At 68.8% G+C, this 24,436-nt stretch carries 17 protein-coding genes; all 17 read right to left on the bottom strand.

Translation table 11 applies throughout. The features are described from left to right. Positions 1 to 272 precede the first annotated feature (272 nt). Positions 273 to 2,264 (bottom strand): chemotaxis protein CheA, encoded by a 1,992-nt coding sequence (locus AC06FA_RS08225; protein ID WP_478067869.1) that lies wholly within the window; start codon positions 2,262 to 2,264, stop codon positions 273 to 275. 53 nt (positions 2,265 to 2,317) lie between these two features. Next, positions 2,318 to 2,683, bottom strand: coding sequence for a response regulator (locus tag AC06FA_RS08220; RefSeq protein ID WP_038688521.1), 366 nt, complete (start codon positions 2,681 to 2,683; stop codon positions 2,318 to 2,320). After that, entirely contained in the window at positions 2,680 to 2,988 is a 309-nt protein-coding gene (locus AC06FA_RS08215) for an STAS domain-containing protein (protein WP_108749540.1), read from the bottom strand. Before AC06FA_RS08215 ends, AC06FA_RS08220 begins: the two co-directional genes overlap by 4 nt. Positions 2,989 to 3,192: 204 nt before the next feature. Continuing rightward, on the bottom strand, positions 3,193 to 4,503 hold the full coding sequence (locus AC06FA_RS08210; RefSeq protein WP_478067868.1) for a chemotaxis protein CheW: 1,311 nt from the start codon (positions 4,501 to 4,503) through the stop codon (positions 3,193 to 3,195). Continuing rightward, on the bottom strand, positions 4,500 to 5,282 hold the full coding sequence (locus AC06FA_RS08205; protein WP_478067867.1) for a ParA family protein: 783 nt from the start codon (positions 5,280 to 5,282) through the stop codon (positions 4,500 to 4,502). Before AC06FA_RS08205 ends, AC06FA_RS08210 begins: the two co-directional genes overlap by 4 nt. A 4-nt stretch (positions 5,283 to 5,286) precedes the next feature. Then, positions 5,287 to 6,312: a flagellar motor protein MotD gene (motD, locus tag AC06FA_RS08200; protein ID WP_478067866.1), complete on the bottom strand. Its 1,026-nt coding sequence runs from the start codon at positions 6,310 to 6,312 to the stop codon at positions 5,287 to 5,289. Between the two features lies 1 nt (position 6,313). Continuing rightward, on the bottom strand, positions 6,314 to 7,054 hold the full coding sequence (locus AC06FA_RS08195) for a flagellar motor protein (RefSeq protein ID WP_108749544.1): 741 nt from the start codon (positions 7,052 to 7,054) through the stop codon (positions 6,314 to 6,316). 101 nt (positions 7,055 to 7,155) lie between these two features. Next, positions 7,156 to 8,997 carry a chemotaxis protein CheA gene (locus tag AC06FA_RS08190; protein WP_478067865.1) on the bottom strand — a complete coding sequence of 614 codons (1,842 nt, stop codon included), beginning with the start codon at positions 8,995 to 8,997 and terminating at the stop codon, positions 7,156 to 7,158. Between the two features lie 2 nt (positions 8,998 to 8,999). Beyond that, positions 9,000 to 9,605, bottom strand: coding sequence for a protein phosphatase CheZ (locus AC06FA_RS08185; protein WP_108749546.1), 606 nt, complete (start codon positions 9,603 to 9,605; stop codon positions 9,000 to 9,002). Then, entirely contained in the window at positions 9,605 to 9,997 is a 393-nt protein-coding gene (gene cheY / locus AC06FA_RS08180; RefSeq protein ID WP_005413247.1) for a chemotaxis response regulator CheY, read from the bottom strand. The genes AC06FA_RS08185 and cheY overlap by 1 nt, the downstream gene beginning before the upstream one ends. Positions 9,998 to 10,016: 19 nt before the next feature. Beyond that, complete coding sequence (locus AC06FA_RS08175) at positions 10,017 to 10,760, bottom strand: RNA polymerase sigma factor FliA (protein ID WP_108749547.1); 744 nt, start codon at positions 10,758 to 10,760, stop codon at positions 10,017 to 10,019. Beyond that, positions 10,757 to 11,644: a MinD/ParA family ATP-binding protein gene (locus AC06FA_RS08170; protein WP_108749548.1), complete on the bottom strand. Its 888-nt coding sequence runs from the start codon at positions 11,642 to 11,644 to the stop codon at positions 10,757 to 10,759. The genes AC06FA_RS08175 and AC06FA_RS08170 overlap by 4 nt, the downstream gene beginning before the upstream one ends. Further along, on the bottom strand, positions 11,631 to 13,283 hold the full coding sequence (flhF, locus tag AC06FA_RS08165; protein ID WP_478067864.1) for a flagellar biosynthesis protein FlhF: 1,653 nt from the start codon (positions 13,281 to 13,283) through the stop codon (positions 11,631 to 11,633). The genes AC06FA_RS08170 and flhF overlap by 14 nt, the downstream gene beginning before the upstream one ends. Positions 13,284 to 13,428: 145 nt before the next feature. Then, positions 13,429 to 15,534: a flagellar biosynthesis protein FlhA gene (gene flhA / locus AC06FA_RS08160; RefSeq protein ID WP_478067863.1), complete on the bottom strand. Its 2,106-nt coding sequence runs from the start codon at positions 15,532 to 15,534 to the stop codon at positions 13,429 to 13,431. Continuing rightward, complete coding sequence (gene flhB, locus AC06FA_RS08155; RefSeq protein ID WP_108749550.1) at positions 15,531 to 16,661, bottom strand: flagellar biosynthesis protein FlhB; 1,131 nt, start codon at positions 16,659 to 16,661, stop codon at positions 15,531 to 15,533. Before flhB ends, flhA begins: the two co-directional genes overlap by 4 nt. Before the next feature lie 105 nt (positions 16,662 to 16,766). Further along, positions 16,767 to 18,116, bottom strand: coding sequence for a hypothetical protein (locus tag AC06FA_RS08150; protein ID WP_478067862.1), 1,350 nt, complete (start codon positions 18,114 to 18,116; stop codon positions 16,767 to 16,769). Further along, entirely contained in the window at positions 18,113 to 24,436 is a 6,324-nt protein-coding gene (locus AC06FA_RS08145) for an AAA domain-containing protein (protein WP_478067861.1), read from the bottom strand. The genes AC06FA_RS08150 and AC06FA_RS08145 overlap by 4 nt, the downstream gene beginning before the upstream one ends.

The following is a 24,436-nucleotide window of genomic DNA, read 5'->3' as shown; positions in this document are numbered from 1 at the left end:
ACATTCGCTGGCGTAGGGAAGATCGCCTGCAGGCCTTGTGGGGCGGGGGCCTTGGGGTGTGGGGGTGGTTGCGGGGGAAACCAGCTGCCGGACGGGTGTCACAGTGGTGGGGTCAGAGCCCTTTTCTGCGAAAAGGGATCTGACCCCAGGAAAAAGGGATCTGACCCCAGGAAAAAGGGATCTGACCCCAGGAAAAAGGGATCTGGCGCCGGAAACAGAACCGCCGCCCGGGTGGGCGGCGGTGGGGTAACGCACGGCGCTGTGGGCGGTGGTCAGGCGGCCTGCGGCATCCGCAGCGAGCGCACCAGCCCGCCGATGTCCACGATCAGCGCCACGCGGCCATCGCCGAGGATGGTGGCGCCCGATACACCGCCGATGCGACGGTAGTTGTTCTCGATGTTCTTGACGACCACCTGCTGCTGGCCGACCAGTTCGTCCACTTCCAGTGCGATCTTCTGGCCATCGCCTTCCACCACCACCACCAGCGATTCGCTGTTGGCGCGGCGGTTGCCGTAACCGTAGTACTCGGTGAGCGACAGGATCGGCAGGTACTCGCCGCGCACGCGCAGTACACGGCCTTCGCCGGCCATGCTGCGGATGTCTTCCGGCTGCGGCTGCAACGCTTCCAGCACGTAGGCCAGCGGCAGGATCAGCGTTTCGCCGGCCACCGCCACGGTCATGCCGTCCAGGATCGCCAGGGTCAGCGGCAGGCGGATCAGCGTGCGGGTGCCGCTGCCCAGGCTGCTTTCGATCTGCACTTCGCCACCCAGCGCCTGGATGTTGCGGCGGACCACGTCCATGCCCACGCCGCGGCCGGACAGGTCGGTGACCGCATCGGCGGTGGAGAAGCCGGGCTGGAAGATGAGATCCCACACCTGCGAATCGGTGGGGTTGTCGGGCACGCTCAGGCCGCGTTCGTGGGCCTTGGCCAGGATCTTGTCGCGGTTCAGGCCGCGGCCATCGTCGCTCACTTCAATCACGATGTGACCGCCCTGGTGCGAGGCCGCCAGGGTGATGGTGCCGGTCTCGTCCTTGCCCGCGCCGCGACGCACATCGGGCATTTCCAGGCCGTGGTCGATGGAGTTGCGCACCAGATGGACCAGCGGATCGGCGATCTTCTCGATCAGGCCCTTGTCCAGTTCGGTGCCTTCACCGATGGTGCGCAGGCGCACCTGCTTGCCCAGGCGGCTGGACAGATCGCGCACCAGGCGCGGGAAGCGGCGGAACACCGCGTCCACCGGCAGCATGCGCACGCCGATCACCGCTTCCTGCAGGTCGCGGGTGTTGCGCTCAAGCTGGTCCAGGCCGGCGAACAGACGCTCGGCGTGTACCGGGTCGATGGCGTTGGAGACCTGCTTCAGCATGGCCTGGGTGATGACCAGTTCGCCGACCAGGTTGATCAGTGCGTCGACCTTGTCCACGCTGACGCGGATCGAGGTTTCGGCTTCCGCCGCAGCCGGCGTGGCTGCAGCGGCGGCAGGTGCGGATGGTGCCGCGGGTGCGGCAACCGCGCTGGCGGCGGGCGCCGCCGGTGCCTGGGTGGCCAGGCTGGGCGGGGCGGCAGGACGGATGTCCAGTTCGCAGTCGTCCAGCACCCAGGCAAAGGTGTCTTCGATCTTGCTGCGCGGTACCTTGCCGACCAGGCCCAGGTCCCAGGCCAGGTGCGCTTCCAGCGGGTCCAGCTGGGCAAAGCCCGGCAGGCGATCCATCCGGGCAGCAACCTGCAGCGAGCCCAGGTGTTCCAGCTCACGGATGATGCGCAGCGGGTCATTGCCGCTCATGAACAGCGACGGTGCCGGGGTGAAGCCGATCTGCCAGGCTTCAGGAGTGTCATCGACCGCAGCGGCCGCCGCGACCGGGGCGCTGGCCGCGGCCTGCCCCGACAGCACCGCTTCCAGGCGTGCCTTCACCGCTGCCACCGCAGCCGGATCGGCCGCCTGGCCATGTTCGGCTTCACGCAGCAGTGCGCGCAGCACGTCCACCGAAGACAGCATGGCGTCCACGGCCGTGGCTTCCAGGGCCCGCTTGCCGGCGCGCAGCTCATCGAGCAGGGTTTCCAGCACGTGGGTCAGGCTGGCGATGGTGTCGAAACCGAAGGTGCCGGCGCCGCCCTTGATGGAGTGGGCGGCACGGAACACCGAGTTGATGATTTCCGGATCCTGTTGCCCCGATTCCAGGGCCAGCAGCCCGGCCTCCATGGCGTCGAGGCCTTCGCGGCTCTCCTCGAAGAAGGTGGCGTGGAAGCGTTGCAGGTCCATGCTCATGGCAGAGGTAATCCGGAAACGTGGGGAAGGGGCGGTTCAGCAGTGCCGGGCGATCAGCCCAGCACCTTCTGTACGGTGGCGACCAGCTGTTCGGGGTTGAACGGCTTGACCAGCCAGCCGGTGGCGCCGGCGGCCTTGCCTTCGGACTTCTTGTCCGCGGCCGATTCGGTGGTCAGCATCAGCATCGGGGTGAACTTGTAGTCCGGCAGCTGGCGCAGTTCACGGATCAGGCTGATGCCATCCATGTTCGGCATGTTGACGTCGGTCACCACCGCGTTGAAGCGCTGGCCCTTGGCGCGGCCCAGGGCCACGGCGCCGTCTTCGGCTTCTTCGACGGAAAAACCGGCCGAGGTGAGGGCGAAGGAAACCATCTGGCGCATTGACGCCGAATCGTCCACCACCAAGATACGTGCGCTCATGCAGCGTTCTCCACAGATTTCAGGTTGTCATGGGGTACGTCCAGGCCTAGGGCCTGGGTGACGCCCAACAGGCGTGCGGCGTCACGGAAGGTTGCGGTGCAACCGTGGAAGCCGGTGTCCAGCCCGGCCTCGCGGCGGGCCTGCACGAAGGCGCACAGCACCTGCACGCTGGCGGTATGGATGCGGCCGACCTGGCTTGCGTCCAGGGTCAGCTCGCCAGCTTCCGCCACCAGCGGCGAAAGGCGGTTCTTGAGCTCGGTGCTGCTCTCGATGCCGAGATCATCACCCAGTTCGACAGTGCTCATGATTGCTCCGGACAAACGGTTCCGAGATCCATAACGGCACACCGGCGGGGTTCTTTAGGGTTGTTTCGGCGGTAGGGCCATCCACGCGTGGCGTGGATCTACCGGGGCGATCATTGTGTTGATCGCCCCGGACAATGCCGGCGTGTAGATCCACGCCATGCGTGGATGATGTTCGGTAGATCCACGCCATGCGTGGATGGGGGATCACCCCAACAAACGGGTCGCGTCGAGCAGGATCATCGGCCGCTGGCCAATACGCGCCACGCCGCGGAACAGGTCGTTGGAAATCTGGCAGATGCGGGCGGTGTCGGGCGGTTCGATCTGCGAATCGGTGAGGTTGGCCACGTCTTCCACGGCCGATACGCGCAGACCCAGGATCTCGCCGTTCTCTTCCAGCACCACGATGCGGGTCTGCGCATCGTCCTCGGCGGTGGTGGTGCCCAGGTGCAGGCCCAGGTCCATCACCGGCACCACCTGGCCACGCAGGTTCATGATGCCCAGCATGGCCGGTGCGGTGCCGCGCAGCGGCAGCAGGGGCACGGGCAGCACCACTTCCTGCACCTTCAGCAGTTCCAGTGCGTAGGCCTGCACGCCGCAGCGCAGGCGCAGCCAGCGCGAGGTGCGCTCACCGGCGCGGCGGGCCTGCGGGTGTGGGCTGCTGGCCGGCTGGTGGGCCTGCGATTGCAGTTCCTGCCAGCTCGATGGGCGGTTGCCGGCGGGGGCGTTGACGGCCACGCGCGGCGGCGGCGCCACTGCGGCGCGGGCGACCGGTACCGGGGCGACTGCGGCGGCCGGAAGAACCGGCGCCACCGTTGCAGGGGCAGGCACGGCCACCGTTTCGCCTTCTGCCGCCGCTTCGAACGCGGCCTGCAGGGCAGGGCTGTCGATGTGCGCCAGGGCATGGCTGTCGGCGCTGTCGGTTTCGTAGATCACTTCGTCCGGCAGATCGTCCCAGGTCGGTTCGGGGCCGGCCGGCGCGATGGCGGGTTCGGGCGCCGCTGCGCTCGCCGGGGGTGGCTCGGCGCTACCGTCGGTGTCTCCGGTTTCGTAGATCACTTCGGCCGGCAGGTCGTCCCAGGTGGGCTCGCGTTCGGGCGCCGCTGCGCTCGCCGGGGGTGGCCCGGCGCTGCTGTCGGCGTCTCCGGTTTCGTAGATCACTTCGGCCGGCAGGTCGTCCCAGGTGGGCTCGCGTTCGGGCGCCGCTGCGCTCGCCGGGCGTGGCCCGGCGCTACCGTCGGTGTCTTCGGTTTCGTAGATCACTTCGGCCGGCAGATCGTCCCAGGTCGGCTCGCGTTCGGGCGCGGCCACGGCCACGGCATCGAAGGCGGCCTCCAGCGCTGCGCTGTCGCTCTGCGCGACCGCCGCAACGTCTTCGGTTTCGTAGATCACTTCAGCCGGCAGATCGTCCCAGGTCGGCTCGCGTTCGGGCGCGGGCGCGGCGACGGGCGCCGGCGCCACGATGGCCTCGCCCAGCAGCTCGTCCAGATAGTCGTCCAGCACACCGGTGGTGGTCATGCCGCCTGCTCCAGTGCGCGCTCGTCCTCACCCAGGATCCAGTTGAGGGCGCGGCGGTAGGCCGCCAGGCCGCGGCCCGGGTAGTCCTCGCCCACGCTGGGCAGGGTCAGGCCGGCGGCGTTGCTGATGCGCGTATCCAGCGGAATGGCGTCTTCCCAGGCGCGGCCGGCATGGCGGTCCTGCATGCTGCGCAGCGATTCGTTGCCGGCGCGGGTGCGGCGGTCGAACAGGGTCGGCAGGATCGAGATCGGCAGCGGGCGGCGGCGCGAGCGCTCGACCATTTCACCGGTGCGGACCATGCCGTCCAGCCCATGCAGGGCCAGCGGTTCGGCCTGGGTGGGAATGATCAGGCGGTCGGCGGCGGCCAGGGCGTTGATCATCAGCAGCCCCAGGGTGGGCGCGCAGTCCAGCAGGATGTAGTCATGCTGGCCCTGGTGGCGGGCCAACGCATTCTGCAGGGCCAGGCCCAGTCCGGGCTGGTTGGCACTGCGGCGTTCCAGCGTGGCCAGCGAGGCCTGCGCGCAGACGTAATCCAGGCCGGTGATCGGGCTGGGGTGGCAGAGCGTGGCCAGATCGGCCGGTGGTGCGCCGAACAGTTCCAGCACGCCGGCCGGCGCCGGCTCGACCGGCACGCCGAAGGCGCGGGTAAGCGAGGCGTGCGGATCCAGGTCGATCAGCAGGACCCGGTGGCCGAGCGCGGCCAGGCCGCGACCGAGGGCGAGGGTGGTGGTGGTCTTGCCGACTCCGCCCTTCTGGTTGGCGACTGCCCAGATGCGCATCGGATTACTCCTTCATTGCAGGGGGAACGGCGGCGCCGACGTGGCTGCCTGCCGACACCGGCGGCAACTGCACCGGTGCAAGGGGGGAAGGGGGCGCCGGACGCGCGGTTGCGGCAGCGGTGGTGCTGCCCGCAGGCGCGGCGGCATCGGTCTGGCCGGTGGCGGCGTTCAGGCGTTCGCCCAGCGGGTCCACCGCATGGCTGGTGTCGGCCAGGATGATGACCATGACCCGGCGGTTGCGGTTGCGGCCCTGCGCGCTGTCATTGGCATCGCGCGGGCGGAACTGGCCGTAGCCGACCATGGCCAGGCGCGAGGGCTGCACACCCTGGTCGGCGAACAGGTGGACCACGCTGGCGGCGCGGCCGGCCGACAGCTCCCAGTTCGACGGGAAGGTGGCGGTGGCGATGGGTACGTTGTCGGTGTGGCCTTCCACGCGCACGCTGTTGGGCACATCGCGCAGCACCTCGGCCAGGCTGGCCAGGGTCTGCCGTGCATGCACGTCCAGCGCCGCCGAGCCGGTGGGGAACAGGATGTCACTGTTGATCTCCACCTCGATCCACAGTTCGGTGCGGCGCACGCTGATCATGCCGCGGTCGATCAGCGGCGACAGCGCGGCGGTCAGGCGATCGGCAATGCTGCTGAGCTGGCGCTCGGCGCGGGCGATCTGTTCCTGGTTGTGCACCGACACTGGCATGCGCATCTGCGAGGCCATCGACGGCAGCAGGGTGGGGTCGTGCGAGGGCGCCGGCGCGGAAGGGCCGACCTTGGTGCCGGACTTGATGACCGACGGGCTGTCCCAGCCGCCACCCTGCACCTGCTTGTTGCCCACCTGCACCGGGTTGATGGTGCGCGGGGCGCCGCCGAAGGCATCGGTCAGCGCATCGGCCATGATGCGGTACTTGCCCTCGTTCACCGAGGAAATGGCGTACATCACAACGAAGAATGCCAGCAGCAACGTCATCAGATCGGCATAGGGGATCGCCCATGCTTCATGGTTGGCGTGCTCTTCGTGGTGCTTGCGGCGGGCCATGTCAGTGCAGGAAGCCGGAAAGGTTGGTTTCGATGTTGCGCGGGTTCTCGCCCTGGGCGATCGAGATCAGGCCTTCGATGACCATTTCGCGGTCGCGCGAGTTGTGTGCGATCACGCCCTTCAGCTTGGCCGCGATGGGCAGGAACAGCAGGTTGGCCGAGGCGATGCCGTAGATGGTGGCGGTGAACGCGGCGGCGATGCCGTGGCCCAGCTTGCTGGGGTCGGCCAGGTTCTTCATGACCGCGATCAGGCCCAGCACGGCGCCGATGATGCCCAGCGTGGGTGCGTAGATGCCCATGGCTTCGAATACCTTGGCGCCGGCCTGGTCCTGGTGCTCCTGGCTGCCCAGTTCGATTTCCAGCATGTGCCGGATCGACTCGGGCTCCACCCCGTCCACCAGCAGCTGCAGGCCCTTGCGCAGGAACGGATCGCGCTGTGCTTCGACCTGCGATTCCAGGCCCAGCAGGCCCTGGCGGCGGGCGATGTTGCTCCATTCCACGATCTGCTGGATCAGTTCGCGACGGTCGCTGTGCGGCGGGCGCACGACCCAGCGCACGATCTTGAAGGCATGCTTGAACACGGCCGGCGCGGTGTGCAGCAGGATGGCGGCCACGGTACCGACGATGACGATCACAAAGGCGGCCGGCGACCACAGCGAGGCCAGGCCGGCGCCCTTCAGAATGCTGCCGCCGACCAGCGAGGCCAGGGCAAGGAAAAGTCCAATGAGGCTGAGTCTATCCATGGGTCCGGTATCGGCGTGTGTGAATGGGACTTGAGACACCGGTGGCGCGTGTACAGACGGTAGTCACAGTTTTCGGGGTGCCGGGCAGGGCCCGGCGGGCGTCATCTCAGGCCGTCCACGTCCAGGATCAGGGCCATGCGGCCATCGCCGATCAGCGTTGCACCGGCGTAACCACGCAGGCCGCGCAGGGCCTTGGGCAGCGGCTTGATGACCACTTCTTCGCGGCCACGCACCTGGTCTACCACCAGCCCGAAACGGGCCTCGCCGGCCTGCAGCACCACGATGGTCAGCAGGCTGGAGGCGGCCGGGGTGACATCCAGCCACTGCCGCAGATCGATCAGCGGCAGCGTGTGTGAACGGCGATCGAGCACGGCCCGCCCGTCGAACCAGCCCAGCGAGGTGCGCGGTGCATGCAGCACCTCCATCACGCGGGCCAGTGGCAGGGCGTAGACATCCTCGCCGGCCTGCACCAGCAGGGTCGGCAGGATGGCCAGGGTGAGCGGCACGCGGATCAGGAAGCGGCTGCCACGGCCCAGCTCGGACTGGATCTGGATCTGCCCGCTCAGTTCGCGGATGCGCGACTGCACCACGTCCATGCCCACGCCGCGGCCGGAAATATCGGTGACCTGCTGCTTGGTGGAGAAACCGGGCAGGAACACCAGGTGCAGGCATTCCTCGCTGCTCAGGCGGGCGGCGGCTTCCGGGTCGATCAGGCCCTTCTCGCGGGCTTTGGCGCGCAGCTTTTCCGGGTCGATGCCAGCGCCGTCGTCCTGCACTTCAATGCTGACGTAGTCGCCTTCCTGCTGTGCCGACAAACGCACATGGCCCATGCGCGGCTTGCCCTGCGCTTCGCGCAGGTCGGGCATTTCCACGCCATGGTCGATGGCGTTGCGCACCAGGTGCACCAGCGGATCGGCCAGCGCTTCCACCAGGTTGCGGTCCAGTTCGGTTTCGGCGCCGATCAGTTCCAGATCGACTTCCTTCTTCAACGAACGGGCCACATCGCGGGCCACCTTGGGGAAGCGCGAGAACACCTTGCCGACCGGCTGCATGCGGGTGCGCATGACCGCCGACTGCAGGCGTGCGGTGGCGATATCCAGGGTGGAGACCGCACGGTCCAGCTCTTCATCGCGCAAGCGGGTGCGCAGGGTCTTCAGGCGGTTTCGTGACAGCACCAGTTCGCCGATCAGATTCACGATCGCGTCCAGGCGCTTGGTGTCCACGCGCACGGTGTGTTCGGCCTCGGCCAGCGGCTTGGCCGCGGCGGGCTTGGCCGGCGCGGCGGCAGGGGTCGGCGCCGGGCGCGGTGCCGGGGTGGGGGCCGGCGCTGCAGCCACCGGCTTGCTGCCGGGTGCGGCGCCGCCATGCAGCTGGTCCAGCAACGCTTCGAATTCGTCTTCGCTGATCAGGCCGTCGTCGGCCTTCTTCGCCGGGGCCACCGCGGTCGGTGCACCGCCGCCGTGCAACTGGTCCAGCAGGGCTTCGAATTCGTCGTCGGTGATCAGATCGCTGCCGCCGGCGGCCGGTGCGGCTGCCGCCGAAGTGCTGGCAGCTGGCGCGGCGCCGCCATGCACGTCGAACTGGGCGATCAGTTCCGGCGGGGCGTAACCCGGTTCGGTGCCGGATGAAACGGCGTCGAGCATGGACTGCAGGTAGTCCAGCGACTGCTGGGCCGCGTCGAAGTGGTGCGACTGCAGCACCGCCTGGCCGGCACGGGCCGAACCCAGCGCTTCTTCGGCGGCGTGGCACAGCTCGACCATGGCGGTGATGCCGAGGAAACCGGCGCCGCCCTTCAGCGTGTGGTAGCCGCGGAACACGGCATTGAGCTGTTCGCTGTCCTGCGGTGCCTGTTCCAGCGACACCAGCTGTTCGCCCAGGCGATCAAGGATCTCCTGTGCTTCGATGATGAAATCGGCAGTGATGTCGTCGGCAACCGCGCTCATGCTTACAGCCCCAGGTCCGACAACAGGTCGTCGGCGTCGTTCTGCGAGACCGCGTGGCGGTCCAGTCCCTTCAGTGCCGGCCCGGCCAGTTCCGGGTCGGTGCGATGCTGTTCCGGCGGCAGGCCGAGCGCGCCGAAGCCTTCGTGCACGCGGCGGACGATGCCGACCACGCGACGGATGATCTGTCCGGTCAGGTCCTGGTAGCTCTGGGTCAGGGCGATCTCGGTCAGGTTGTGGCGGATGCGCTCCAGCTGCACGTCCTGGCCCGGCTGCAGGCCGTCGGCGCGCAGCTGTTCGGTCAGGGCGCGGCATTCTTCGGCCAGGTCCAGGGTGCGGTGGGTAGCCTGTTCGGTCATGGCCACCACGTGGTCCAGGCGCGCGCAGGCGTCGTCCAGCTCGCCGGCCTCGTCGGGCACGGTGGGCAGCTCGCCCAGGGCCTGGCCCAGTTCACGGGCCAGCCGCGAAAGGCCGCTCATCATCGGCTGGGTGCGTGCGGCCACCAGGCTGTCGATGCGCTGGCGCCAGGCGCTCTCGTCGCCCGCTTCCAGTGCATCCAGTGCTTCCTGCAGGCGCAGGGCCAGGGCGCTCTTGTCCACCGTGGTATCCATCAGGCGCTGGCCGCCAGGCGTTCGAAGATCTTGCCCAGCTTCTCTTCCAGCGTCTGTGCGGTGAACGGCTTGATGATGTAACCGTTCACCCCGTTCTGCGCCGCCTCGATGATCTGCTCGCGCTTGGCCTCGGCAGTGACCATCAGCACCGGCAGGGTCTTCAGCTTGGCATCGGCACGGATGGCCTTGAGCAGTTCGATGCCGGTCATGACCGGCATGTTCCAGTCGGTCACCACGAAATCGAAGGGCTGGCTCTGCAGCAGTGACAACGCAGCATGCCCGTCCTCGGCTTCGGCGGTATTGGTGAAGCCCAGATCGCCCAGCAGGTTCTTGACGATGCGACGCATGGTCGAAAAGTCGTCAACGATCAGGATGCGCATGTTCTTGTTCAAAGCAGAGTTCCTTTGTTGTTCAATTCTCGAGGCCGGCGTCGGCCGCCTCGAAGACTTTCAGTCGGCCACGCAGGCGCAGCACTGCCTGGCCATGGATCTGGCAGACCCGCGATTCGCTCACGCCGAGCACCGCGCCGATCTCTTTCAGGTTCAGTTCCTGCTCGTAGTAGAGCGAAAGCACCAGTTGTTCGCGTTCGGGCAGGTGGCCGATGGCCTTGCCCAGTTCGCGGCCGAATTCGCCGCGTTCCAGCACCTGCTGCGGGGTCGGGCCGCCCTGGGCGATGGTGTCCAGCTCGCCCTGGTCCTCGATGCGCGATTCCAGGCTCAGCACCTGGCCGCGCGAGGCGTCTTCCATCAGGCGCAGGTAGTCGGGCAGCGGCATTTCCATGGCCGCGGCCACTTCGGTAGCGCTGGCGGCGCGGCCGCTGCTCTGTTCCAGGCGGCGGATGGTGGCGGCGGCATCGCGTGCACGGCGGTGCACCGAGCGCGGTACCCAGTCACCACGGCGGATCTCGTCGATCATCGAGCCGCGGATGCGGATCGAGGCGTAGGTTTCAAACGAAGCGCCCTGGTCGGCGTCGTAGCTGCGCGAGGCTTCGATCAGGCCCATCATGCCGGCCTGGATGAGGTCATCCACTTCCACGCTGGCCGGCAGGCGCGCGGCCAGGTGGTGGGCGATGCGCCGCACCAGGTCCGAGTGCTGCACGATGACATCGGTGGCCGAGGCGCGCTGCACCTCTTTGTACTGGGCTGCGCCTTTCATGCGGTCACCCCGCGCTGCTTCAGGATGCGTTCCAGGAAGAATTCAACGCCACCGCGCGGCTCGGTCGGGGCCTGCCAGCGGGCGGTGCGGCGGGCGATCTCGGTGATCGCCAGCGCGGCCGGGCTGGACGGGTAGGCCTTCACCACCGGCTGCTGGCGCTGCACCGACAGGCGCAGCCAGTCATCCTGCGGCACGCAGCCCAGGTAGTTCAGCGAGACATCGGCCAGGAACTTTTCACAGACGCGGGTCAGCTTTTCATACAGCACGCGGCCTTCGTTGGGGTCGCGCACCATGTTGGCCACCACCTGGATGCGGTCCACGCCACGTTCGCGCGACAGCACCTTGATCAGTGCGTAGGCGTCGGTGATCGAAGCCGGCTCGTCGCAGACCACCACCACGGTGTCCTGCGCGGCCTGGCAGAAGGTCAGCACGCCGTCGTTGATGCCGGCGGCGGTGTCCACCACCATGATGTCCAGCTCGCGTTCCAGCTCGGAAAACACGTTGACCAGGCCCACGTGCTCGGCCGGGGCCAGTTCGGCCATGTGCCGGCGGCCCGACGCGGCCGGGACCACCAGCACGCCGTTGGGGCCTTCGATGATCACATCGTCCAGCGAGCAGCGGCCGGCCACCAGGTCGGCCAGGGTGAAGGTCGGGTTCAGGCCCAGGATCACGTCGATGTTGGCCAGGCCCAGGTCGGCGTCCAGCAGCAGCGTGCGCTTGCCCATGCCGGCCAGCGCCACGGCCAGGTTGGCCGACACGTTGGTCTTGCCCACGCCGCCCTTGCCGCCGGTCACCGCAATGGTGCGCACAGGGCCCAGCGGCTCGCTGCGGGTGGCCGTCAGCGGGAAGGTGGTGGTCAGCTTGGCGTACTCACGCGACGGCATGGTTGAACTCCGGGTTGCAGGGCATATCGGCCGCTCGGCGCAAATCTTCAAGGCGAAGTACAAGATTGGCTGCAGATGCACGGTGCAGGTCGTCCGGCACGTCCTGGCCGTCGGTCACCCAGGTGATCGGCAGCTGGTGGTCCACGGCCACCGACAGGGCGTTGCCGAAGCGGCCGGTCTCGTCCAGCTTGCTCAGCACCAGGCCCTGCAGGTTGGCCGCGCCGAAGCGGCGGACCACCTCGTCCATGTCGCCGAAGCTGGTGTTGGCCGGCAGCACCAGCAGGGTGCGGACCTGGCGGGCGGCGCGCAGCCACTGCAGCTGGGCGGCCAGCGCACGGTCGCGCGGGCCCAGGCCGGCGGTGTCGATCAGCACCAGCTTGTAGTCCTTCAGGCGTTCCAGCAGCTGGTCCAGGTCGGTGCCGCTGTTGGCCTCGTGCACCGCGATGCCCAGCTGGCGGCCGTAGCCGTACAGCTGTTCACGGGCGCCCACGCGCAGGGTGTCGGTGGTGACCAGGGCGACATCGCGGGCGGCATGGGTTTCGGCGAAGCGCGAGGCCAGCTTGGCGATGGTGGTGGTCTTGCCGGCGCCGGTGGGGCCGACCAGCGCGATCACGCCGCCTTCTTCCAGCGGATCGACCGGGGCGATCGGCAGTTTGCGCGAAATCAGCCCCAGCATCAGGCCGCGGCCGCGGTGGGCCTCGGTCTCGGCCGGAATCTGCATGGCCACATCGCGGGCCAGGCCGGCATCGAAGCCGTACTCGTCCATCAGGTCCAGCGCCGCACCGCGCACGGCGTTGCCACGCAGGCGCTCGTCGGTGAAGCGGTTCATCTCGCGCTCGATCACCTGGCGCATGCCGGCCACTTCCTGGCGCAGCTGGCGGATCTCGGCGTCATCCTGGGCCACCACGGTCACCACCGGCGCCGGCATCAGCTGCGGCGCGGGTTCGGGCTGCGGCGCGGCTTCCAGCACGGCCGGGGCCAGCGGCGGTGCGGCCAGCGGCAGCTCAGCGCTGATCACCGCGGCGGTCGGCGCCTCGGCCGTCACCGGCAGCGGCGGCGGCAGGGCGGCGGCGTCCTGCGCTTCGTCGTGCGGCGGATCGATCTGGAAGCGGGCGCGGTTGATCGGGGCCGGCGCGGCGGCCTCAGCGGCAGGTGCCGGCGGGGCGACGATGGCCTGGGCGAACGGGGCGAAGATCTGATCCGGCAGTGCCGGTTCGTTGACGCTGGCGCGGGCCAGCGTGTCGGCAAAGCCCGTGCTGCCACGGGTCGGCACGATCTCGTCGGCGCTGTCCAGGGTGCGGCCGGTGGCGCCGACGGCGGCGCGGGCCAGTGCGGCCACGGCCGAGGTGGTGGCCGCGATCGGTTCCGGCGCCGGGGTGGCGCTGCGGCGGCGGGTCACCGCGGCGATGACCGCGTCGGCGGCGGTGCGCGGCTTGGGTGCCGGCGGCGGCGCCACGTCACGGCGCGAGGCATCCAGTGCGCGCTGCACCACACCTTCGTCGTAATGGGCGGCGGCCACGATTTCGATGCCTTCTTCGATCCGGCGGTTGGACAGGATCACGGCATCGGGCCCGTGTTCCTTGCGCACCAGGTTCATGGCCGAGCGCATGTCGGCGGCGACGAAGCGTTTGATTTTCATGCTGTGATCACGGGTCGAAGACGGCGGATTGGCGGTCGGAGAACGCGGGTGGTCGGTGGTCTGCACGGTTCGGGTTCCCCTTGGAATCTGTCGGTTGCTGCAATTGAAGAGTGGTGTCTGTTTTCTGGCGCTTCGGTGGGCGGCGTCAGCTGATCGTTCCGACCAGCTTCAGGCGCTTGTCTTCCGGCACCTCGCTGTAGGCCAGGACCGACAGCGACGGAACGCTGTGGCGGACCAGGCGGGCCAGCGCGGCGCGCACCGGGCCCGGTACCAGCACAACCGCGGGCTCGTTGCGGGCTTCCTGCTTGCTGACACATTCGGCCAGGCTCTGGTGCAGTCGCTCAGCGAGTCCGGGTTCCAGCGCGGCGCCGTTGCCCTGCGTGGACTCCTGCAAGACACGTTCCAATTGCGGGTTGAGGGTGAACACCGGCAGCTCCGCCGACATTCCGGCGATTTCCTGCACGATGAAGCGGCCCAGGGCATTGCGCACGGCGGCAGTGAGGGTGGCCGGGTCCTGGCTGGACGGGGCGTGCTCGACCAGCGCCTCGGCGATCTTGCGCAGCTGGCGGATCGGAATGCGCTCGATCAGCAGGTTCTGCAGCACGCGCACCACCGCCGACAGCGGCAGGGCCTTGGGCGTCAGATCTTCGACGAGCTTGGGCGCGCTCTTGCCCAGGTTGGCCAGCAGGTGCTGCACTTCCTCGTGGCCCAGCAGTTCTGGCGCGTGCTCGCGGATCAGGTGCGACAGATGGGTGGCGACCACGGTGGCCGGGTCGACCACGGTGTAGCCCAGGGTTTCGGCCTGTGCGCGCTGGTGCGGCTGGATCCAGGTGGCATCCAGGCCGAAGGCCGGGTCCTTGCCGGCAATGCCGTCCAGCGGGCCCAGCGCGCTGCCCGGGTCCAGCGCCAGTTCGCGGTCGGGGTGGATTTCGGCCGTGGCCACCGGTACGCCGTGCACCAGCACGCGGTAGGCGTTGGCGGCCAGTTCCAGGTTGTCGCGGATATGCACCGAGGGAATCAGGAAGCCGACGTCCTGGGTCAGCTTGCGGCGCACGCCCTTGATGCGCGCCATCAGTTCGCCGCCCTGGTTGCTGTCCACCAGCGGAATCAGCCGGTAGCCCACTTCCAGGCCCAGCGGATCGACCGGGCGCAGTTCGTCCCAGCTCAGTTCGGCGGTCGGTGCCGGTGCGGCCGGGCGGCCCAGTGCGTTCACCGGGCCGTTCTCGGCGGCCTTGGCGGCGGCGTCGGCGGCCGGCAGCTGGGTCTTGCGGTACAGCTTCCAGGCGATGAAGCCCAGGATCGCGGCCAGCGTCAGGAAAGCGACGTTGGGCATGCCCGGCACCAGGCCGACCAGGCCGATGATGCCGGCGGTGATGGCCAGCGCACGGTACTGGCCGAACACCTGGCCGGTCATGGCCTGGGCCATGTCCTGCGAACGCGAGGCGCGGGTGACCAGCATGGCCACGGCGCTGGACACCAGCAGGGCCGGCAGCTGCGCCACCAGGCCGTCACCGATGGACAGCAGGGTGTAGGTGGCGGCCGCTTCACCGAAGGGCATGCCATGCTGCAGCACGCCCACGGCCAGGCCGCCCAGCATGTTGATGAACAGGATCAGGATGCCGGCAATTGCATCGCCGCGGATGAACTTGCTGGCGCCGTCCATCGCACCGTAGAAGTCGGCTTCCTCGCGCACTTCCTCGCGGCGTGCCTTGGCTTCTTCACGCGTCAGCAAACCGGCGTTCAGATCGGCGTCGATGGCCATCTGCTTGCCGGGCATGGCGTCCAGGATGAAGCGGGCGGTCACTTCCGAAACGCGGCCGGCACCCTTGGTGATGACCACGAAATTGATGATGGTCAGGATCGCGAAGACCACGATGCCCACCGCGTAGTTGCCACCGATCACGAACTCACCAAAGGCGGCGATCACCTTGCCGGCCGCTTCGTGGCCGTTCTGGCCGTTGAGCAGGATCACGCGGGTGGAGGCCACGTTCAGCGCCAGGCGCAGCATGGTGGTGACCAGCAGCACGATGGGGAAGATGGTGAAATCCAGCGGGCGTTTCACGTAGACCACCGCCAGCAGCACCATCAGCGAGATGGCGATGTTGAAGGTGAACAGCGCATCGAGCACCGGTGCGGCCAGCGGCACCACCACCATGGCCAGCAGGGCCAGCACGATCAGCGGCGCGCCAAGACCCTGGCGGATCATGTCGAGCACGCGGCGGCTGTTGAAACCAGAGGTCTGGGCGTTCATGGGCGGCCTCCAGTGCCGAATTCATCCACATCGATGTGGGGAGTGGACGGCATCGGGCCGGTCCGCCAGCTGCGCAGCTGGTAGACGTAGGACAGCACCTGGGCGACGGCTGAATACAGTCTCACGGGAATTTCCTTGCCGAGTTGACCCTCCCGATACAAGGCGCGTGCCAAAGGCGGGGCCGAGACGATGGCCACCTTGTTGCCGTCGGCCACTTCACGGATGCGCAGGGCGGTTTCGTCCACGCCCAGGGCGACCACGGTGGGGGCGCTCATGCGGCTGCCTTCGTACTTCAGGGCCACCGCGTAGTGGGTGGGGTTGACCACCACCACGTCGGCAGTGGGCACCGCTTCCATCATGCGGCGGTTGGCCATCTGCTGCTGCAGCTGGCGGATGCGCCCCTTCACTTCCGGGCTGCCTTCGCTTTCCTTCATTTCCCGGCGCAGCTCTTCACGGGTCATCTTCAGCTTGCGCATCCAGTTCCAGCGCTGGTACGGCGCATCGATGGCGCCCAGCAGCAGCATGGCGCCGGCGGTGGCCAGCAGCAGCTTCAGGGTGAAGGCCAGGCCATGGCCGATGGCCGATTCCAGCGGCTGGTGCAGCAGCCCGCGCAGGGCATCGAAGCTGCTGGCGAACACCAGGGCCGCGGCGGCGCCGACGAAGCCCACGCGCAGCAGCGACTTGGTGAACTCGGCCACGGCCTCGGCACCCCACATGCGCTTCAGCCCGGCAATCGGGCTGAGCCGCTTGGGGTCGGGCATCAGCGATTTGTTCGACCAGCGCAGCCCGCCCATCACCAGCGGCGACAGGAAGCTGGCCAGGAAGCAGACCACCAGCAGTGGCCAGCAGGCCATCATCAGGCGCAGGAACAGCCAGCCGAAGTGGCCGAACAGGGCCTGCGGGTTCTGCCACAGGGCCGGTTCGGGGCTGAGCGCGGCGCGCATCCAGGCATGGCCGCCGGCGGCGATGGAGCTGCTGGTGGCCATGATGGCGATGACCGCCGCACCGAACACCGCCACGGTGGCCAGTTCGCGCGAGCGCGGGATGTTGCCCTGTTCACGGGCATCGCGCAGGCGTTTTTCTGTGGGTTGTTCGGTTTTTTCGCCTGCGTCTTCGTTTTCGGACATCGCGGTGCACTACGGCGGGGAGTGCCGGGGTGCGTGCAAGAACTGTTCCGTGACGGCAGAGCGGTGCCGGCGCAGGGGTGGTAGCGCCGGGCCACGCCCGGCGGGTCAGGCCTGGCGGGGGCGGCTGGCGGAATCGGGCAGCGCGCGGGCGGACTCGGGGCTGGCCTCCACTTCCTTCAGTGGCACTTCGCCCACGCCCAGCGCGCGCTCGATCTGCAGGTCGCTGCCCTGTGCGTGCAGCTGGGCCTTGAGCCGCGAAAAGTCACCGCACCAGATGGCTTCCACGTCGCGGTCGCGGGTTCGGTCGCGCTCGCTGTGCATCGCCACGGCGCGGATCTGCAGCCGACCGCTGCCGGCATTGCCGCCCAGTTCCACGCCGTAGCCGGGGCTGGCCGGTCGACGCAGCACCACGCGCCCCTGGTCGGACCAGGCCGTTGCCATGCCTTCGCGCACCTCGTAGCCCAGCTCGGCCAGGCCGGCCAGCAGGACGGCACGGCGCGACGCAGCGGCCTGGACCTGGTGGTAGTGATCGATGGCGTGCTGGCACGATTCGGCCAAGGCCTGCAGACGGGCGGCCGACAGGCTGGCATCGGCCTGCGCACTCTGGCGCAGCAGCTCGCGGTGGTTGTCCCCGTCCAGCGTATCCAGCAGGTGTGCCAGGTCATGCAGGTGGGTGAGGTGGCTGCGCTGCTGGCGGCCGGTCGCCGCGGCGCTGGCCAGATCCAGCACCAGACTGTCCAGCAGGAGGTTGCGCTGCTGCGTATTGGGCTCCGCTTCTGCCGCACGCAGGGCGTCGTGGAAGGAAACGGCCGGTGCCGCTCCCTGCAGCAGCTGCAGTTCGGCAATGTGGCGGTCAATGCGCTGCAGTCGCGGGTCACGCTCGGTGGCTGCCGCCTGCCAGGCCGCCGTAGGTTCCTGGCCGTCCTCACGCAGCGCCCGGGCAAGGTCGCGCTGTGACGGGCTGAGTGCCTCGCGCGGTGCGTCTGCAGCAAGTGCCAGCGTGGCGCGGGCCAGCAGGCCTTCGGCATCGGCTTCGGTGCCGCCTTCCGCCAGCCGGGTCAGGGCCTGCAACAGCGCTGCATCCACTGCCACGCCGCCGCTGCGCAGTGCGTTGAGCACCGTCGCCGCATTCTGCTGCTGGCGGCGGCCGCGTTGGCGCTGGGTAACGTGCTGTTCGATCGCGCGCTCCTCGCGCTCGACGAGGTCGGCACGCAGCCAGGCCCGCTCTGCCTCCACCTGGCGGGCATAACGCGCGTTGTCACTGCCGGCCAGGGCCGCACGCAGACCCTCACGGCGTGCCAGCACCGCGGTGCGCTGTGCCTGTTCAACGGGCTGCAGCTGCGGGGCGCGTTCCAGCCAGCGCGCCACCTCGCGCTCGAGCAGGCGCAGCATGTCCTCGCGCAGGGCGCGCAGTTCGGCTTCGGACTGGATGCGGACCACCTTCGGACCACTCATGCGGAAGCCTCCTGGGTGGACGCAGGCAGCGGGTCGCTGGATGCGTCGGCATGCGCCATGGCCTGTTCCACCGCCTGGCGCAGTCGTGCACGCTCGCCATCACCGTCGTGGTACCAGCCCTGCGAAGACACACGGTGCAGCCTGGGAATGGCACGCCCCAACACCGCCGGGCGCCAGATTTCCCGGGCGCGGGCGCGTTGCAGCAGGCCGTGGCTGGGTGCATCGCATTCGATGCCGATGGCGTACAGGCCGGTGCGCGGGTCCTCGATGGCGAAATCCAGACCGAACGCATCCCCCTCGTTGGCCGGGTTGGCCGCCCAGCCCAGCGAACGAAGATAGTCGCCCACGATGGCGACGAACCCGTCCTGCGCGCTGCGCGCGGCGCTGGGGACATGGCTGCGGTCGGTCTGCAGGCGGCCGAGCAGGCGCGTGCCGGCGTCGAATTCGCCTGCACACAGGGCGCGCGCATAGGCCAGGTAGCCCTGCAGATAGTCGCGCGGGCTGGCGGGGCCGCGCTGGGTGGCAAACAGGTCCGACACATCGTTGATCGGCATCGAGGTGATCATCACCACCTTCTGCCGGGCACGGGTGACGGCCACGTTCAGCCGCCGCTCGCCGCCGGTCTGGCCGAGCACGCCGAAGTTGCGCCGGAACGTTCCCTGGCCATTGCGGCCGAAGGTGGTGGAAAACACGATCACATCGCGCTCGTCGCCCTGCACGTTCTCTACGTTCTTGACGAACACCGACATGTCCTCACCCTGCACGATGCGCTCGCGTTCCTGCTGCAGGGCCAGGCGGAAGGGTTCGTCCTCGCTGGCCCGCTGTTCCATCTGGTCCTCGATCAGTTCGGCCTGCTTGCGGTTGAAGGTCACCACGCCCACCGAAGGGCGCTGTGCGGGGGGCACCTGCCACAGCTCCTGCAGGTAGGCCACCACGCGTTCGGCTTCCAGCGCATTGGTCTGGTGCTGGTACAGGCCATCGACCTGGATCAGCTGCAGCGGCTTGATCTGCTGGATGCGCGCCTGCGGGTGGCGCACCGGCACGTTGAGGCGGTTGCCGTAGAAGGACGCGTTGGAGAAGCTGATCAGTTCGCGGTACGCCGAACGGTAGTGGATCTGCAGGGTCGTGCTGGGCAGGACGGTGCGCGCCAGCTGCAGCAGGTCCGGGCAGTCCTTGATTTCGCGGCGGTTCCAATCGTCCTCGAAGGCCTCGCGCTGGGCGTCGTCGGCCTCGGCGTCCGGTTCATCGCCGTCGAACAGCTCGGCCTCATCGCTTTCCACGCGGCTGGAGAAGAAGGCGGTGGGCGGCATCTGCTTTTCGTCACCGCTGACAATGGTGACCTTGCCCCGGAACAGGGTAGGCAGCGCGTACTCCACGGGCATCTGCGAGGCTTCATCGTAGATCACCGTATCGAACAGGCCGACCTGCAGCGGCAGCACGCGACTGGCCACGTCCGGATTCATCAGCCAGACCGGGCGAAGGTGCATCAGGCCCAGTGCGCTGCCCAGTTCGATGAACTCGCGCAGGCGCCGCGAGCGGCGGCCGGTCAGCCGGGTAACGTCTTCCCATTGCTTGCGGGTGCCCAGCGCGGCCATATCCAAGTGGCTGCCCAGCAGCTCGCGGTTCAGGCGGCGCATCTGCCGGTCGGCCTCGGCCAGTGCCGTGATCTTCGCGCGGGCTTCGTCCTGGCTGAACTGCAGTTCGGGCAGCGCATGCTCGATACGATGCTTCCAGCCCAGGCGCGCTTCGCGGTTCAACAGCCGGCGCACGGCGCCTTCCAGCTGGTCGGCGGGCAAGGCGTCCAACTGCGGTTCACGCTGGCGCAGCAGCGCCAGCAGCTGGCGGGCCGCTTCATCAAGCTGGCCGGCGCGGCCACGGAACTGCTGGTAGGCCGCCAGGCTGGGCAGCGCGCCGTGCAGCCGGTCCAGCGCCAGCTGGTTGTCCAGGTTGTGCAGGACGTTGTGCCGCAACTGTTGGGCCAGCCGCTCGTCGAGCCAGTCGTCGAGCGCGGCCAGCGGCTGCAGGCTGGCCTGGCGTGCGGCGTGCCGCAGCAGGGAGGCGTCCAGGTCATCCAGCAGCACCTGCAACTGGCCCTTGTCGGCGGTCAGCATGGCAGTGTCGGTCTGTTGGGCGCGGGGAGACTGTGCCACCGCGCGCGCCAGTGCCTGTACCTCCAGCAGCCCGCTGAGGTCCTGCTGCAGCTGCGGCAGCAGGTCGGCATCACCCTCGTCGCCCATGGCCGGCAGCCCCAACGCCATACGGGCGCTGTTGTACTGGCGACGCAACGGGTTCATGTGCAGCGCCAGGCGCACAGCGTCCAGCAGGGCCGGCAGCCCCACGCCAGAGGCGCTGCCACCAGGGTCGCGCAGCAGGCGGTTGAGGCGGCCGCGCTGCACGATGTGGCGTGGATTCAACCGGGCCCACCAGCGGGTACGGCCCATCACGTCGGTGATGTCCTGTTCGTGTTGGCGCAGGGCGGCATCATCCCGTCTGGCCAGCGCAGGCGACAGGCCGGGCAGGGCACTGCCGTGCGGCGCGCTGCGGAGGTGCTGCTCGACCCTTCGCAACTGAACGATCAGCTGGTCGCCCGCCACCGGCTGGCCCGCGCTGGCGCTGCGGAACAGCGGCAGCCAACGCGCCAGGCGCTGGCGTTGTTCGTCGCGCAGGGCCAGCAACGTGGTCACGTGCGCATCGATCCAGGCCCGGTATGGCGCCGCATCCTCGATCTCGAAGCTGGCAGGGTGTTCGGCCAGGGTCTGCTGGCGCTGCTGTTCGGCGTGGATGAAGGCCTGCAGGCTTTCGGCGAACGCGTCCAGCGTGGCGGTGTCGGCGGCAAACGGGCGCAGGTCCGCCAGCGGGCTGCCTTCGTAGCGCGCTGGCAGCCACCAGCGCACCAGCGGGGCGCACTGCTCTTCAAGTGCGGTGAGCTGGGCCATGTCCAGCGCGCCCAGACGTTGTCGCAGCGCGGGGAATTCCAGGGGCGGCGTGCCGCTTTCCAGTTCGATCAGTTCGCCCAGCAGTTGCCGATAGCTCAGGTGGCTGAGCGGGTCGATGCGGTGCAGGCTGTGCTGGAAGCGATCCAGGTCGCCCTCCAGCGCCTCGATGCGGGCGGCAGTGCGCTCGCGCGCGGCACGGCCGTCCGGGTCGCCGCTGCCCTCGGCGAACAGGCGCTCCAACTGCTCGCGGACGGAACGGATCACCGGTTCCCGGTCACGGTTCACGTCGTTGAGCATCACCACGCGCTGTTCCAGGCCTTCGGCCACCAGGCGCTTGTGCACGACTTCCAGAGCGGCGTGCTTCTGGCAGACGATCAACAGGCTGCGTCCGCGACCGATCGCATCGCCCACCATGTTGACGATGGTCTGGCTCTTGCCGGTGCCCGGCGGCCCTTCGATCAACAGGCCTGGACCCTGGCGGGCCTGCAGCACCGCCGCCTCCTGGGAAGGATCGCTGGCCACGGTAAAGAAGCGTTGCAGTTCGGCCGGCGCGGTGGCCGCTGCCGTATCGTCAGCAGGCGGTGCGAGGCGCAGGGCGGTTTCCAGGCCTGTACCGTTGGGGGGCAGCACCTTCAACTGTCGAAGGTCCTCGCCAATGGCCTGGCCCATGAAGGTGACATGGAACAGGACGGCGGCACATTCCAGCTCATCGCCCACCGGATCAACCACCACGTCCGGGCCTGGCAGTGCCGTCAGGCTGCGCGAGCGGACGCGGGCCAGCATGCCGAAGGCATCCATCACGTCAGACGCACGCAGCGAGGAACGGCCCAGCAGCTCATCGGCCGATGTCTGCCAGCGGCGGAACGCGTCCGCACCCACGATGCTTTCCAGCGCGGGATTGATCCGCACTTCCTCGCGCTCGCCATCGAAGGCAAGGTTGGCCAGTCCGCGCTGGGCCAGCTCCATTTCCAGTCGCACCGGCCACAGCAGCAGGGGAATGATGCGTGCGCGTGCCGTACCGCGCGGATCGCGGCTGAGCAGGAAGGGGAAGCCCAGGTACAGGCCGTCGATGCCGGTATCGCGCTTGTACAGGGTGCTCTGCCGCACCAGCGAACGCAGCCGTTGTTCGACCGCTGGGCTGCGCTCGAAGGCTTCCGGATCGGCTGCCACGGCGCGCGCGTTGCGCTGCATCAGGTGGTCGAGCAGGGCGGCGGCGGGGCGCCGCGCGCTGTCCAGTTCGCGCAGGTCCACCCGCGCGGTGGTCTTGCCGATGCTCATCCGCACCAGCGGTCCGCGCATGACCGCAGTGACCACCTTCTTCTCGAAGAAATCCAGGATCTGGGCAACGTACTGCTGCCGCTGCGGCTGCTGCCAGCGGCTGCCGGGAACGGCCAGCACCACCAGGGCGCGCGCCAGCGGCATGCGTCTTTCCAGACGGAACTGCTCGGCCCAGCTGTCGATGACCGGCATGCCACATCGGGCGAAGCCCAGGATGCGTTCGTCCACAGCCCGGTACAGGTCGGTGCGCGGGTGCTGCAGCAGCAGGGTGGCCGCGGCGGCATCCCATTCGGCAACGCCCGCCTTGGCCGCCAGTGCGGTGGCATCGTCGACGATGGCCTCGACCGAGCGGAACTGACCGATGGCCGCGCTGAGCAGCACGATCAGGTCTTCCTCGGTCACCAGCCGGCGTTCGGCCAGGCTCGCCAGCCCGGGGTGGTCCGTATCGGGCAGCAAGCGCTGGCGCTCCTGCCACTGGCTGGCCAGGCGTGCGCGCGAGGTGGACAGCAGGTACACACGCAGGACCTCTTCAATGAGGTCGATCTGCTGGTGCAGCGCGCGCTGTCGCACGTTCTGCGCGCGCAGCTTCAGCCGCGACAGCCAGGCATCGGTCTGCAGCTGTTCCAGCAGGTCCGGCACCGAGCCGCTGATCAGGCGGTAACCTTCCAGCGGGTTCTCCAGCAGCCAGCCCGGGGTGACGATGCTGCCACGGTGGATCAGCGGCATCTCCGGATTGAGGATCTTCAGTGCCAGCATCAGCCGGAAGTCTTCTTCCACGCCTTCGTGCTGGACCACCTGGCGCAGGGCCGACACCGTGGAGGGAGGAAGCCCCGCCTGGTCGGCCCAGGTGACGATCACGCCGCGCAACAGGCTGTCACGGGCCTGGTCCCAGTGTTCGGCCTGTGCGGCCTGCAGGGCGAAGAGCGCAGGCCGCCGGAATCGTCGTTCGCCCAGGCGCAGGCTGGCGCCGTCTCCGTCATCACGCTCCTGCGTGGCCGACGGGGGCGCGGCCACGGCAATGCCGGCCAGCCAGTCCGACACCTCCGGCCACTGCCAGCGCTGGTGGCGGTCACGCACCAGCAGGCCGCGCAGCAGCAGTTGCAGGTCAGGATCGATGTCGGCCGGAATCGGTACGCCATTGGCCAGCACGTGGATCAGGTAGGCGTTGGCGTGGGTGCCTTCGAAGCACCGGCCTGCGGTCAGCTGTTCCAGCAGGATCATGCCCAGGCTCCACCAGTCCGACGCGGCGGCGACGCCCCCGGCGATGGCTTCGGGCGCCATGTAGCGGCTGGTCTCAAGCGGCGAGACGATATCCAGATCGTATTCGGACAGGCGTGCCGAGCCGAAGCCGCTGATGACCATGTCCAGCGGCGCGCGCTCGCGCACCAGCAGGCTGGCCGGGCGCAGGTCACGGTGGCGCAGGCCTGCTTCGTTGAATGCATGCAGGGCCTGGCCCAGCTCGCGCACTACGTGGCGTACCGCATCGCCATCGGCGATGACGCTGCCGAGGTCGGCCAGGCTGCCGCCGGCCAGCATTTCCACCACCTCAAAGGCACGGTCGTCCCAGCGGCCGGTCGCGATGATGTCCGGCACGTGCTCGCGCGGCAGTCGTCGGATGACATCGTAGACCGCCGGGTCAGGCTCTGCGCCGGCGCGGTACAGGGTCAGCACCGCCACCTGTCCACTCTGCGCGTGCTCGGCGTGGTAACGCTCGCGGATGCCATCGGTGCTGCTGATCTGGCGCAGCAGCCGCCACTGGTCGATCACTGTTTCGCCGGTGCCTGCATCGGCACCGTCGCCGCTGTCAGCTTCGATCGCGGGCGGTGCGGCGGCCATGTCTGCGGCGGCGGGCTCGGCACCGCACTGCAGGCACAGCAGGTCGCCGGGTTCCAGTGCGTGGCCGTTGCTGCAGAGGGCCGCCAGCGGCGTGTCGTGCGGCGCTTCGGCGACGTCGTCCTGGGTGCGCACGGTGCGCGGGCGCCAACCGTCGGCGTGGATGGGCTCGCCTGCCAGGTCCCAGCCGCAGGGCTGCGAACCGATCGCACCGTCGCAGAACAGTTCATGCAGGCCGCGTTCGGTGTGGCAGTTGGGACAGAATCGGATCAT

It is taken from the genome of Stenotrophomonas sp. Steno-C17 (genome assembly GCF_056393165.1).
This window is presented reverse-complemented; position numbering and strand designations above follow the sequence as displayed.

Coding starts and splice junctions, on each gene's coding strand:
- AC06FA_RS08145 (WP_478067861.1), bottom strand. CDS start 24,436: ATGATCCGATTCTGTCCCAACTGCCACACCGAACGCGGCCTGCATGAA.
- AC06FA_RS08210 (WP_478067868.1), bottom strand. CDS start 4,503: ATGACCACCACCGGTGTGCTGGACGACTATCTGGACGAGCTGCTGGGC.
- AC06FA_RS08170 (WP_108749548.1), bottom strand. CDS start 11,644: ATGCCGTCGCGTGAGTACGCCAAGCTGACCACCACCTTCCCGCTGACG.
- AC06FA_RS08215 (WP_108749540.1), bottom strand. CDS start 2,988: ATGAGCACTGTCGAACTGGGTGATGATCTCGGCATCGAGAGCAGCACC.
- AC06FA_RS08175 (WP_108749547.1), bottom strand. CDS start 10,760: ATGAAAGGCGCAGCCCAGTACAAAGAGGTGCAGCGCGCCTCGGCCACC.
- AC06FA_RS08220 (WP_038688521.1), bottom strand. CDS start 2,683: ATGAGCGCACGTATCTTGGTGGTGGACGATTCGGCGTCAATGCGCCAG.
- AC06FA_RS08225 (WP_478067869.1), bottom strand. CDS start 2,264: ATGAGCATGGACCTGCAACGCTTCCACGCCACCTTCTTCGAGGAGAGC.
- flhF (WP_478067864.1), bottom strand. CDS start 13,283: ATGAAAATCAAACGCTTCGTCGCCGCCGACATGCGCTCGGCCATGAAC.
- flhA (WP_478067863.1), bottom strand. CDS start 15,534: ATGAACGCCCAGACCTCTGGTTTCAACAGCCGCCGCGTGCTCGACATG.
- AC06FA_RS08190 (WP_478067865.1), bottom strand. CDS start 8,997: ATGAGCGCGGTTGCCGACGACATCACTGCCGATTTCATCATCGAAGCA.
- AC06FA_RS08150 (WP_478067862.1), bottom strand. CDS start 18,116: ATGAGTGGTCCGAAGGTGGTCCGCATCCAGTCCGAAGCCGAACTGCGC.
- flhB (WP_108749550.1), bottom strand. CDS start 16,661: ATGTCCGAAAACGAAGACGCAGGCGAAAAAACCGAACAACCCACAGAA.
- AC06FA_RS08185 (WP_108749546.1), bottom strand. CDS start 9,605: ATGGATACCACGGTGGACAAGAGCGCCCTGGCCCTGCGCCTGCAGGAA.
- AC06FA_RS08195 (WP_108749544.1), bottom strand. CDS start 7,054: ATGGATAGACTCAGCCTCATTGGACTTTTCCTTGCCCTGGCCTCGCTG.
- motD (WP_478067866.1), bottom strand. CDS start 6,312: ATGGCCCGCCGCAAGCACCACGAAGAGCACGCCAACCATGAAGCATGG.
- AC06FA_RS08205 (WP_478067867.1), bottom strand. CDS start 5,282: ATGCGCATCTGGGCAGTCGCCAACCAGAAGGGCGGAGTCGGCAAGACC.